Origin of the sequence: Chamaesiphon sp. GL140_3_metabinner_50 (genome assembly GCF_025361915.1) — a bacterium.
GTDB lineage: Bacteria > Cyanobacteriota > Cyanobacteriia > Cyanobacteriales > Chamaesiphonaceae > Chamaesiphon.
The window spans coordinates 1-10,936 of sequence record NZ_JANYJC010000192.1 but is presented as its reverse complement, the minus strand read 5'-3'; the positions used below and the strand labels follow the sequence as shown (position 1 = coordinate 10,936).

At 47.7% G+C, this 10,936-nt stretch carries 17 protein-coding genes; all 17 read left to right on the top strand.

Translation table 11 applies throughout. From position 1 onward, the window contains the following. The first annotated feature begins 208 nt into the window (after positions 1-208). Positions 209-610 carry a 30S ribosomal protein S8 gene (gene rpsH, locus Q0R35_RS09645; protein WP_295616803.1) on the top strand — a complete coding sequence of 134 codons (402 nt, stop codon included), beginning with the start codon at positions 209-211 and terminating at the stop codon, positions 608-610. Positions 611-764: 154 nt separating this feature from the next. Next, positions 765-1,310 carry a 50S ribosomal protein L6 gene (rplF, locus tag Q0R35_RS09640; protein ID WP_295616800.1) on the top strand — a complete coding sequence of 182 codons (546 nt, stop codon included), beginning with the start codon at positions 765-767 and terminating at the stop codon, positions 1,308-1,310. An 8-nt stretch (positions 1,311-1,318) separates the two neighbouring features. Beyond that, positions 1,319-1,681, top strand: a complete 363-nt coding sequence (gene rplR, locus Q0R35_RS09635; RefSeq protein ID WP_295616797.1) for a 50S ribosomal protein L18 — start codon at positions 1,319-1,321, stop codon at positions 1,679-1,681. Between the two features lie 25 nt (positions 1,682-1,706). Further along, complete coding sequence (gene rpsE, locus Q0R35_RS09630) at positions 1,707-2,312, top strand: 30S ribosomal protein S5 (protein WP_295616794.1); 606 nt, start codon at positions 1,707-1,709, stop codon at positions 2,310-2,312. A gap of 176 nt (positions 2,313-2,488) precedes the next feature. Beyond that, a complete protein-coding gene (rplO, locus tag Q0R35_RS09625; RefSeq protein WP_295616791.1) occupies positions 2,489-2,932 on the top strand; it encodes a 50S ribosomal protein L15 in 444 nt (147 codons plus the stop codon). 192 nt (positions 2,933-3,124) lie between these two features. After that, entirely contained in the window at positions 3,125-4,462 is a 1,338-nt protein-coding gene (gene secY / locus Q0R35_RS09620; RefSeq protein ID WP_295616788.1) for a preprotein translocase subunit SecY, read from the top strand. A 130-nt stretch (positions 4,463-4,592) separates the two neighbouring features. Then, positions 4,593-5,159, top strand: a complete 567-nt coding sequence (locus tag Q0R35_RS09615) for an adenylate kinase (protein WP_295616785.1) — start codon at positions 4,593-4,595, stop codon at positions 5,157-5,159. Between the two features lie 126 nt (positions 5,160-5,285). Then, positions 5,286-5,513 (top strand): translation initiation factor IF-1, encoded by a 228-nt coding sequence (gene infA, locus Q0R35_RS09610; RefSeq protein ID WP_295616782.1) that lies wholly within the window; start codon positions 5,286-5,288, stop codon positions 5,511-5,513. Between the two features lie 140 nt (positions 5,514-5,653). Beyond that, entirely contained in the window at positions 5,654-5,767 is a 114-nt protein-coding gene (gene rpmJ, locus Q0R35_RS09605; protein WP_015161734.1) for a 50S ribosomal protein L36, read from the top strand. A 157-nt stretch (positions 5,768-5,924) separates the two neighbouring features. After that, a complete protein-coding gene (rpsM, locus tag Q0R35_RS09600) occupies positions 5,925-6,308 on the top strand; it encodes a 30S ribosomal protein S13 (RefSeq protein WP_295616778.1) in 384 nt (127 codons plus the stop codon). A 289-nt stretch (positions 6,309-6,597) separates the two neighbouring features. After that, entirely contained in the window at positions 6,598-6,993 is a 396-nt protein-coding gene (rpsK, locus tag Q0R35_RS09595) for a 30S ribosomal protein S11 (protein WP_295616775.1), read from the top strand. Positions 6,994-7,154: 161 nt separating this feature from the next. Further along, complete coding sequence (locus tag Q0R35_RS09590) at positions 7,155-8,132, top strand: DNA-directed RNA polymerase subunit alpha (protein WP_295616773.1); 978 nt, start codon at positions 7,155-7,157, stop codon at positions 8,130-8,132. A gap of 144 nt (positions 8,133-8,276) precedes the next feature. Continuing rightward, positions 8,277-8,627: a 50S ribosomal protein L17 gene (rplQ, locus tag Q0R35_RS09585; protein ID WP_295616769.1), complete on the top strand. Its 351-nt coding sequence runs from the start codon at positions 8,277-8,279 to the stop codon at positions 8,625-8,627. A gap of 34 nt (positions 8,628-8,661) precedes the next feature. Beyond that, a complete protein-coding gene (gene truA, locus Q0R35_RS09580) occupies positions 8,662-9,504 on the top strand; it encodes a tRNA pseudouridine(38-40) synthase TruA (RefSeq protein ID WP_295616766.1) in 843 nt (280 codons plus the stop codon). A gap of 77 nt (positions 9,505-9,581) precedes the next feature. Next, a complete protein-coding gene (rplM, locus tag Q0R35_RS09575) occupies positions 9,582-10,034 on the top strand; it encodes a 50S ribosomal protein L13 (RefSeq protein WP_295616762.1) in 453 nt (150 codons plus the stop codon). Beyond that, a complete protein-coding gene (gene rpsI, locus Q0R35_RS09570; RefSeq protein ID WP_295616806.1) occupies positions 10,031-10,444 on the top strand; it encodes a 30S ribosomal protein S9 in 414 nt (137 codons plus the stop codon). Before rplM ends, rpsI begins: the two co-directional genes overlap by 4 nt. A gap of 265 nt (positions 10,445-10,709) precedes the next feature. Further along, on the top strand, positions 10,710-10,936 hold a 227-nt coding region (gene rpmE, locus Q0R35_RS09565; protein ID WP_295616759.1), incomplete at its 3' end, for a 50S ribosomal protein L31.

Sequence of the window (10,936 nt, the reverse complement as noted above, 5' to 3'; positions counted from 1 at the left end):
TCACTACAGCCGATAACGACGAAGCTGGACGCGCACTGTTAAAAGAAATGGGAATGCCCTTCCGCGCCAGTTAACCCTTCTAGACAAGCAATCGTGGTATGGATCGATGGAGAGCAATAGCTACCCGCTGTCTTGAAAAGTTGCTTCATCGCACTTTTCACTATCCACTATCCACTATCCACTATTCACTAATTACCATAAACAACAAATGGCGGCACACGATACCATCTCAGACATGCTGACTCGCATTCGGAATGCGAGCATCGTCAAACATCAAACCACCAATCTGCCCGCAACTAAGCTCACTCGTAGCATTGCTACCGTCCTCAGACAAGAGGGTTACGTTGGTGAGTACGAAGAAGTTGGCGAAGGGATTGAAAAAAAATTAGTCCTGACCCTCAGATATAAAGGCAAAAATCGCCAACCGATTATCACCGCCCTCAAACGGGTAAGTAAGCCCGGTCTGCGCGTTTATTCCAACCACAAAGACTTACCCAAAGTTCTCGGTGGGATTGGGATTGCGGTCATCTCCACCTCTAGTGGAATTATGACCGATCGCGAAGCCCGCAAGCAAGGCGTGGGCGGCGAAGTCCTGTGCTATATCTGGTAACTCTCATCTAGCAGTCAGTAAGTAGAAATCTCATTGCGATTTTTCCTGAATTAGTCACTTTATATGTACTAAATCCTACTCCCCTGGCTCAAATATTCACACCGCGACTGCACTTGGGCAGCGCGATTTCATTGACAAGGAGTAAATATTAATTATGTCTAGAATTGGTAAACGTCCAATTTCTTTACCTGCCAAAGTCACCATCAGTATTGATGGTCAGTCGGTAGTAGTCAAAGGGCCAAAAGGCGAACTCTCGCGCGTGCTTCCCGCTGAAGTTGTCGTCGTCATGGAAGGCGAAATGGTGATGGTCAACCGGATTAACGATTCCCGTCCCGCACGTCAACGCCACGGCTTATGTCGGACACTAGTTGCCAACATGGTTGAAGGTGTTTCCACTGGCTTCCAAAAGAAATTGGAAATCCAAGGGGTCGGTTATCGGGCTGCGGTCGATAGCAACGTGTTGACTCTCAACGTCGGCTACAGTTTGCCCGTCAAAATTAATCCACCAGCCGGAATTACGATCGAAGTTCCCAAGGAAAAAAACACTAGTGTAACCATTAGTGGTATCGACAAAGAATTAGTCGGCAACACTGCTGCCAAAATCCGCGACGTACGCCCACCAGAAGTTTATAAAGGTAAGGGTATTCGCTACGAAGGTGAAGTTGTCCGCCGTAAAGCTGGTAAATCTGGGAAGAAATAGAATATAACATGAAACTAACTCGTAAAGAATCCGTTCAACGCCGCCATCGTCGCGTGCGGAAGGATGTTAAAGGTTCCACTGCTCGCCCTCGGTTGGCAGTATTTAGATCGCTGCAACATATCTATGCTCAGGTCATTGACGATACCGAGCAACATACTCTAGTTGCCGCTTCGAGTCTCGAACCAGAACTCAAATCAAGATTGAGTACTGGTGCTAATATTGCCGCAGCTACCGAAGTCGGTAAATTACTTGCCGAGCGTGCTAAAGCAAAAGGGATCGAACTAGTAGTATTCGATCGTGGTGGTAATCTATATCATGGTCGCGTCCAAGCTCTAGCTGAAGCTGCTCGTGAAGCTGGCTTGAATTTCTAATCGTAACTCATCCAAATATCAGATTATGGCACAAGAACAACAGGATCGACGCGGTGGCGGTAGCGGTGGCGGAGATCGTCGCGGTGGCGGTAGCGGCGGTAAAGGCGGCGGCGGTAAAGGCGGCGGTAGAGGCAAAAAAGAAGAAAAGGAAATTACCTATCAAGAACGGGTAATTCAAATCCGTCGCGTGAGCAAGGTAGTTAAGGGTGGTAAAAAACTCAGCTTCCGCGCTATCGTCGTAATTGGTAACGAAAAAGGCGAAGTTGGCGTTGGTGTTGGTAAAGCCAGCGATGTTATCGGAGCAGTCCGTAAAGGCGTAGCCGATGGTAAGAAGCACTTAATTACCATTCCTTTAACTAAATCTAATACTATTCCCCATCCGATCGTCGGTGGTGGCGGTGGTGCTAATGTAATGATGCGCCCAGCCGCTCCCGGTACTGGGGTAATTGCTGGTGGTGCCGTTCGCACGGTATTAGAACTGGCTGGGGTTAAAAATATCCTCGCCAAACAACTCGGTTCGGGCAACCCACTCAATAACGCCCGCGCCGCAGTCAACGCGCTCAAAACCCTCCGCAGCTTCAATCAAGTTGCCGAAGATCGCGGCTTAACCGTCGCTGACCTATTTGCATAATAGGTGTTAGGCTTTAGGCTTTAGGCTTTAGGGTCGGATAATTTGATTAGTTGTAGACTTAGGTTGGGTTTCACATTCGTTAAACCTAGTCTTCGTAACTACCCAATCTACCAGACAACTAAAACCTATTTCCTAAAGCCTAAAGCCTAAAACCTAAAGCCTAAAGCCTAACTAACATGAGATTAATCGATCTAAAACCCAAAGCGGGTTCTAAACACCGCAAACGCCGCGTCGGTCGTGGTATTGCTGCCGGACAAGGTGCCAGCGGCGGTTTCGGAATGCGGGGTCAAAAATCCCGTTCCGGTAGCCCCACTCGCCCTGGATTTGAAGGTGGTCAAATGCCGTTATATCGGCGGTTGCCCAAATTAAAACATTTCCCGCTGATTAACCAGAAGGAATATACAGTTATTAACGTTAGCAAACTATCTGTACTTCCTGTTAATAGCGAAGTCACCCTCCAAACCTTAATGGCAGCCGGAATCGTTACTACTAACGATGGCCCATTGAAGCTCTTGGGTGACGGCGAACTCACAGTTGCACTTACTTGTAAAGCGGCTGCGTTCACCACTGGTGCCAGAACCAAGATCGAAGCTGCTGGTGGTAGTTGCGAAGTTATTTAAGATGCTTGCCGACTTTCGCTACCAATAAGCTAGATTGACTCCAGCATTGCCTTTGAAATTAAATTGGCGGTGCTGGATTCTTAGTTTAAAATCGCCACGATCGGCAAGAGAATTGTATACTTGAATTCATAATGGTAACAGTTCTTTATATTTTAGACTTGACATTAACTAAACTTTTAGAGGTAATTTTAGATGGACGCTAGTAGAGAAAAAGCCCCATCTGCCCAAGAGACATTTGTGCAGATGGCTCAAGCCGCTGGCTTGAGAGGTCGAATTTTGGTCACCCTCGGCTTGCTGATTTTAGCGCGGCTGGGTACGTTTATTCCCGTACCGGGGATCGATCGACTCTCTTTCGCCAACGATATCAAAAATAGCTCGGTAATTGGCTTTTTAGATATCTTTTCCGGGGGTGCATTATCCACCGTCGGGATTTTTGCACTGGGAATTACCCCTTACATTAATGCTTCGATTATCATTCAGTTATTAACAACTGCCTTGCCCTCTTTGGAAAAACTCCAAAAAGAAGAAGGTGAAGCCGGACGGCGGAAGATTTCTCAAATTACTCGCTATGTGGCTTTCGGCTGGGGTGTCGCCCAGAGTATCGGACTCGCACTGTGGCTGCAACGTTACGCACTCCCCGGACATCAAGGAATTTTCTTTGTAGTCAGCACGGTAATGGCTCTAACTGCTGGCTCGATGTTTGTGATGTGGATTTCAGAACTAATTACCGAACGTGGCATTGGTAACGGTGCTTCGCTCTTAATTTTCTTGAACATTGTTGCTGTACTTCCCAAAACCTTTGGCGATGCTTTCAGTTTGGCGCAAAGTGGCGATAGCTCGATTCTCACCCGGACGGTTTCGTTACTAGCAGTTTTCTTAGTAATGACAGTCGGAATCGTATTCGTGCAAGAAGGTACTCGTCGCATTCCAATTATTTCGGCTCGTCGTCAAGTCGGACGGAGAATTCAACGCGAACGTACCAGCTATTTGCCGCTCCGCCTCAATCAAGGCGGCGTAATGCCAATTATTTTTGCATCTTCGGTATTAGTTTTACCTAGTGCTGTAGCTGGGGTCGTTGGTAAAGGCGATCCCAACAGTCCAGTCAATCAAGTCGTTGGTAAAATAGTTGCCTTCTTATTGCCAGGATCGGCTGGTTATGTGGCATTCTACGTAGTCTTAATCGTGTTCTTTAGCTATTTCTACAGTTCGCTAGTCGTGAACCCAGTTGATATGGCTCAAAACCTCAAGAAAATGGGCGCGAGTATCCCTGGCGTTCGCCCTGGAGTTGCTACTAGTAAGTATATTGAAGGGATTCTCTCGCGACTGACTTTACTGGGTGCGATCTTTTTAGGCATCGTTGCCACTGTCCCAACAGCCATTGAAAGCGCGCTAAATGTCGGTGCAATTTTTAAAGGGTTTGGGGCAACTTCAATCTTGATTTTAGTTAGTGTGGCGATCGATACTGCTAAACAAATTCAAACCCTGGTAATCTCTCAACGTTATGAAGGGATGATTAACAGTAAAGACTAGGGAATAGGGAATAGGGGATAGGGCATAGAGGGTCTTACTTGGATGTATGAGAGTTCGATTTGCCACTCTGAATTTTATCTCCTACCCTACCCTATCCTGCTATCCCCTATCCCCTATCCCCTATCCCCTTATGACTAGACTGATCTTTCTCGGTGCTCCTGGCGCGGGTAAAGGTACCCAAGCCCAAATTTTAGCTGCATCCTGCGGTATTCCACACATTTCGACTGGGGATATTTTACGCGCCCAAGTCAAAGAGCAAACAGAGCTTGGCATTCAAGCCCAAGCTTTCATGAATAAAGGCGAACTAGTCCCCGATGCGCTGATTTTAGATATGATTCGGGTGCGGTTGAGTCAAGATGATGCTATCAAAGCAGGCTGGATTTTAGACGGATTTCCCCGCAATGTCGCTCAGGCAGAATTTCTCGATCGATTACTCACCGAAATCGGTCAAAACTACAATCTCGCGATCGATCTGGGCGTACCTCAAGATCGACTGGTAGCCAGATTGCTAGAACGCGCCAAGATTCAAAATCGCCCTGATGACACCGAGGATGTGATTCGCAGGCGGTTGGTAGTGTATGACGAGCAAACAGCACCCCTGCTCGATTACTACCAGCGCAAGGACGTTTTACGCAGTGTTGACGGCGATCGCGAATTGGCAGAGGTTACTCACCATTTAGAAGCTCTGGTTAATTAGAGGTTTGTGGGCAGATCTCCGCGTCCCGCAATTCATTCTTGGAGATGGACTCCGATCGAAAACACAACCACTCGTTGCCCCTGTTAAAATAGAAATATCCACTATCCTAATTGAGGTAAATATTAATTGTCTAAACAAGATTTGATTGAAATGGAAGGCACGGTGACAGAATCCTTGCCTAATGCCATGTTTCGAGTCGATCTAGATAATGGGTTTAATGTCTTAGCCCATATCTCCGGTAAAATTCGTCGCAACTATATTAAAATTCTTCCTGGCGATCGCGTCAAATGCGAACTCACTCCTTACGACCTTAGCAAAGGGCGAATCACATACAGACTGCGGAATAAGAAGTAATTATCTGGGGCGATTTGGTGCCCAAATTTAGGGCGGATTCCATCTGGCAGATCGTCTCCAGTTAAATTTGCGTACGATCGCAGGTGACAATTAGTTGAAAAATGTTATAATATTAAGCTTGCAGTGTTGACCAAATTGACATGAAAGTTCGAGCGTCTGTCAAAAAGATTTGTGAAAAGTGTCGCGTCATTCGTAGACGTGGCAGGGTGATGGTAATTTGTGCCAACCCCAAACATAAACAACGTCAAGGTTAAGATAACTAGTCCAAGTTGCTAGTTAGTTATTGGCACCGATGACGATCGCATGGTAGATGAGAGTAAGGATGGGGCGAGTTGCGCTAGTTCCCAACCAAACCTGTTCATTAACCCATCGATTACCCGATCGAGAGCAAAGTATAGTGGAGAAACAAGTGTGGCACGGATAGCAGGCGTAGACCTCCCTCGCGACAAGCGGGTGGAAATCGGTCTGACATACATTTTTGGCATCGGTTTAACCCGCGCCAAAGAAGTAATCGCAAAGACGGGTGTAAATCCGGATACGCGAGTTAAGGATTTATCGGACGCTGAAGTAACCCTCCTACGGGAACGGGTAGAAGGCGACTATCAGATCGAAGGCGACTTACGTCGCTGGGAATCGATGAACATCAAGCGATTGGTAGACATCGGCTCCTATCGGGGACGTAGACACCGGATGGGCCTACCCGTTCGCGGTCAACGGACGCGCACCAATGCACGGACTCGTCGCGGTCGTCGCGCCACAGTCGCTGGGAAGAAAAAAGCTCCTGGCAAGAAATAATATGGTTCGATGGTTGTGGCAACCTGGCAATAGCCAATTGGCGATTAGTAGCTCCACTTGTCTACCAATCTTAATGGTAGATAGTCGGTTCGTTACTCTTCGCCAATTAGTGTGTCTAGAACTCCTGTCATCGCCGCTATCGATGTGTAGCCATAAAAGAGCATGGGTGGACGATTATACTACCGGACACAAATTCAATTTTTGCAGCTTACTCGTCGATACATCGAACTAGTCCGCAGTAGATTCCGAATCGATTACCTCATTGATATTTTCTAATACATAGACCGACATGGCTCGACAACCTAGTAAAAAGACTGGCCCTAAAAAGCAGAAGCGTAACGTTCCAAACGGCGTAGCTTATATCCAGTCAACATTCAACAATACGATCGTCACGATCTCTGATGCTAACGGAGATGTAATTTCCTGGGCATCGAGCGGATCTAGTGGCTTTAAAGGCGCGAAAAAAGGTACTCCCTTTGCCGCCCAAACCGCCGCTGAAAGTGCGGGCAAACGCGCGATGGATCAAGGGATGCGTCAGCTAGAAGTGATGGTCAGCGGGCCTGGTGCGGGTCGTGAGACAGCGATTCGCGCCCTCCAAGGTGCAGGGTTAGAAATAACTCTAATTCGCGATGTCACTCCAATTCCTCACAATGGCTGCCGTCCTCCAAAACGACGCAGAGTATAGAGTAATTATTAATTTATAGTTCGCCCGATCGAAATTGGCAATCGCCAACTAGCGTCGCTCGGAACTGTAACTTGTTAGGTCGAAAAAAGATTAACCAGCAGTCGAGCGGGAATCTATCAAAAGTTTAAAGTCAAGTACAAACTGGGTAGGGAGGTCACTCTGTGGCGCAGTTTCAGATCGAGTGTGTTGAGTCTAAGACCGAGTCAAATCAAAGTCAATATAGTAAGTTTATCCTGGAACCGCTCGATCGCGGTCAAGGTACGACGATCGGTAATTCGCTCCGGCGGGTACTACTGTCCAACTTAGAAGGGACATGTATTACCGCCGTACGAGTCGCTGGATTAATCAGAGACGAAAAAACAGGCGTTAAACCCGGTACGGTCAACCACGAGTTTGCCACCTTAGTCGGCGTTCGTCAGGATGTGTTAGAACTCCTGCTGAACATGAAAGAGGTCAAACTCAAAAGTTACACCTCTCAACCGCAAATCGGTCGATTGAATGTGACTGGCCCTGCTGAGGTTACCACCGCTGATTTTGAGTTGCCTTCTGAAGTAGAAGTTGTCGATCCCAACCAATATGTGGCTACCGTCGCTGAGGGTGGCAAATTGGAAATGGAATTCCGAATCGAGCGCGGCAAAGGCTATCGCTCGGTAGACAAATTCCGCGAACAGGGGCTAGCAATGGATCTGCTCCAAATCGATGCTGTATTTATGCCTGTTACTCAGGTTAATTACACCACCGAAGATGTGCGAATCGATGGTGCCGTCGAAAAAGATCGGTTGATCCTCGAAATCTGGACTAATGGTAGTCTGACTCCTCAAGAAGCATTGAGCGAATCTGCCAAAATTTTGGTCGATCTCCTCAACCCGCTCAAGGATATCAGCTTGGAATCGTTCCAACCAGAATATGCCGATGAAGAAGATCCTTCCAATCAAATTCCGATCGAAGAGTTAAATCTCTCGGTCAGAGCTTATAACTGCCTCAAACGAGCGCAGATTAATTCTGTCTCCGATTTAATGGGTTACACCCAAGAAGACCTCTTAGAAATTAAGAACTTTGGACTTAAATCGGCAGAGGAGGTGATCGAAGCCCTGGAAAAGCGACTGGGGATCAAACTACCCCACGATAAAGCCCAATAACAGTTAGCAAGTAGGTACAGTTAATCGAACACATCGACTGCCACCACCCTAAACTGTCATGCTTTATGTAGTTAGATCCGCCCCCAGCTCTTACGCCGCCTAGCGGCAGCCGAGTCCACATTAATTAAATCGAGGAAAAATACAATGCGTCATCGCTGTCGCGTGGCAAAACTGGGTAAACCAGCAGACCAACGCAAAGCCCTATTAAGGTCTTTGACTACCGAACTGATCCGCCACGGTCGGATCACCACCACTCTGGTTAAGGCGAAAGCCATGCGCCCAGCAGTGGAAAAGATGGTAACTCTCGCTAAATCTGGTACGCTTGCAGCGCGCCGTCAAGCGATGGGTTATATCTACGATACAGATCTAGTGCATAACTTATTTGCGGAAGCTCCCGAACGCTACGGCAATAGAGCGGGTGGTTACACTCGCGTCGTTCGCACGGTACCCCGTCGGGGCGACAATGCTGAAATGGCGATTATCGAAATGATGTAGAGCTAGTCCCTCGCTAACTGTTATTTGTGACTCAATGGCTGCTAAAAACCACAAACTCATCACTAACAGTCCAGCCGAACGGATCGCTCTAGTCATTCAATATTCAGGCACGCACCTGTATGGTTGGCAAAAACAACCCGCAGGCAGAACGGTACAAGGCGAAATCGAACGAGCGATTGCTAAAGTCCTCGATCGATCCGTAGATATTTACGGTGCCGGACGTACTGACAGTGGCGTTCATGCTGCGGCTCAAGTTGCCCATTTTGACAACCCCAGCGTGATTCCCGCCCCTAGTTGGGCAGCAGTGCTTAACATGCGGTTGCCAGATGATATTCTCATCCGCGCCTCCGCGTCAGTTGCCGATGATTGGCACGCTCGGTTCTCAGCGGCGTATCGACGGTATCGGTACACCATCTATACGGCTCCACAACCTAATCTGTTCGTGCGACCCTATAGTTGGCATTATTACCAGGCACCGCTGGTTATCGAGCGAATGCAAGCCGCTGTAGCACCACTGGTGGGCAACCATCATCTGGCTGCCTTCCATCGTACCGATTCGGGTCGATCGCATTCCTGGGTCGATATTCAGGATATTTCGTGCGATCGCAACGAGCATTTCGTCCAAATTGAAATTCAAGCTAATGGATTTTTGTATGGAATGGTACGATTGCTAGTCGGGCTGCTGGTACAAGTGGGTAATGGCGATTTATCGGTTGATGAATTTACCAAAATCTGGCAGACCGAACAACGATCGCGAGTCAGACATTCCGCACCAGCTAAAGGATTGTGCTTGCTGCGAGTCGGCTATCCAGATTTTCCCTTCCCAGAGTCAATTTGGTACGATACCCAACCCGAATTTCAACTGCCGAAAACTTAGTTTTATTTTTAGCTTTACTCAATTACATCTGTTGGGTAGAGTAAGCGCGAAACCCAACTTACAACTGATATACGATCGTGGAAAAAACCTACTTACCGCCAACTAATAATACGGCTGATGCCAAGTGGTACATCGTCGATGCTGCCAACCAACGCCTCGGACGTTTAGCCAGCCAAATCGCAATGGTATTGCGGGGCAAAAATAAACCTACCTTTACCCCTCACATCGACACTGGCGATTTCGTCATCGTGATCAATGCCGAGAAAGTCCAGGTCACTGGTAAAAAAAGCACTCAGAAAGTCTACAGAAGACACTCCGGTCGTCCTGGCGGGATGAAAACCGAAGTTTTCGCCAAATTACAAGTTCGCATTCCAGAACGGATTATCGAGCAAGCTGTTAAAGGCATGTTACCCAAAAATTCAATGGGCAAACATCTATTCACCAAGATGAACGTCTACGCAGGTACCCAGCACCCTCATGCGGCGCAAAAACCTGAAGTCTTAGTCGTCAACACTATTCCTAAAGCATAATCATGGTAGAAGCAAGCAAAAAGGCAGTTTACTGGGGTACGGGTCGTCGGAAATCGGCGATCGCCAGAGTCCGTCTGGTACCTGGTACTGGTAAACTAATCGTCAACGGTAGAACTGGCGAAGACTATTTCAATTGTCAGAGTGGCTACATCTCAGCAGCAAGATCTCCCCTAGAGACTCTCGGCTTAGAAGGCGAGTACGATATTCTCGTTAACGCCCACGGTGGCGGCTTGACCGGACAATCGGATGCTGTCAAACTAGGTGTAGCTCGCGCATTGTGCGAACTCGACCCCAATAACCGCAAACCCCTCAAAGTTGAAGGTTACCTCACGCGCGACCCCCGTTGTGTCGAGCGTAAAAAATACGGTCTGCACAAAGCCCGTAAAGCTCCTCAGTACTCGAAACGTTAAATCTGGTTGGTGGAATTATGGGGTGGCTTCATCTACCCCTGCCCCTGCAAGGCTACTGCGTACCGACAAGTTATTTGAGTTGCTGCGTAGTCCTTTACCCCACCCCAGCCCTCCCCTTATAAAGGGGGAGCAAAGCCCCCCCTTTATAAGGGGGGGTTGGGGGGGTAAACCCAACTTAAACGAAGTCCAATCGACTTGTGTATACAGGGTAGCCCTCTCAGAAGGGAATTTAATCGAAATTCATTAAATAGCTAAAGTTAAAGTTATGGCAAAAGCTGATATTCATCCTACTTGGTACCCAGAAGCCAAAGTTTATTGCAACGGTGAAGTTGTAATGACTGTTGGTTCTACCCAACCAGAACTCCGCGTCGATGTGTGGTCTGGCAATCATCCATTTTATACCGGAACTCAGAAGATTATCGATACCGAAGGTCGGGTCGATCGGTTCCTGAAAAAATATGGGATGATCGATACTACTGCGCCCGCGCCTGA

Coding starts and splice junctions, on each gene's coding strand:
- rpsH (WP_295616803.1), top strand. CDS start 209: ATGGCGGCACACGATACCATCTCAGACATGCTGACTCGCATTCGGAAT.
- rplF (WP_295616800.1), top strand. CDS start 765: ATGTCTAGAATTGGTAAACGTCCAATTTCTTTACCTGCCAAAGTCACC.
- rplR (WP_295616797.1), top strand. CDS start 1,319: ATGAAACTAACTCGTAAAGAATCCGTTCAACGCCGCCATCGTCGCGTG.
- rpsE (WP_295616794.1), top strand. CDS start 1,707: ATGGCACAAGAACAACAGGATCGACGCGGTGGCGGTAGCGGTGGCGGA.
- rplO (WP_295616791.1), top strand. CDS start 2,489: ATGAGATTAATCGATCTAAAACCCAAAGCGGGTTCTAAACACCGCAAA.
- secY (WP_295616788.1), top strand. CDS start 3,125: ATGGACGCTAGTAGAGAAAAAGCCCCATCTGCCCAAGAGACATTTGTG.
- Q0R35_RS09615 (WP_295616785.1), top strand. CDS start 4,593: ATGACTAGACTGATCTTTCTCGGTGCTCCTGGCGCGGGTAAAGGTACC.
- rpmJ (WP_015161734.1), top strand. CDS start 5,654: ATGAAAGTTCGAGCGTCTGTCAAAAAGATTTGTGAAAAGTGTCGCGTC.
- rpsK (WP_295616775.1), top strand. CDS start 6,598: ATGGCTCGACAACCTAGTAAAAAGACTGGCCCTAAAAAGCAGAAGCGT.
- rplQ (WP_295616769.1), top strand. CDS start 8,277: ATGCGTCATCGCTGTCGCGTGGCAAAACTGGGTAAACCAGCAGACCAA.
- truA (WP_295616766.1), top strand. CDS start 8,662: ATGGCTGCTAAAAACCACAAACTCATCACTAACAGTCCAGCCGAACGG.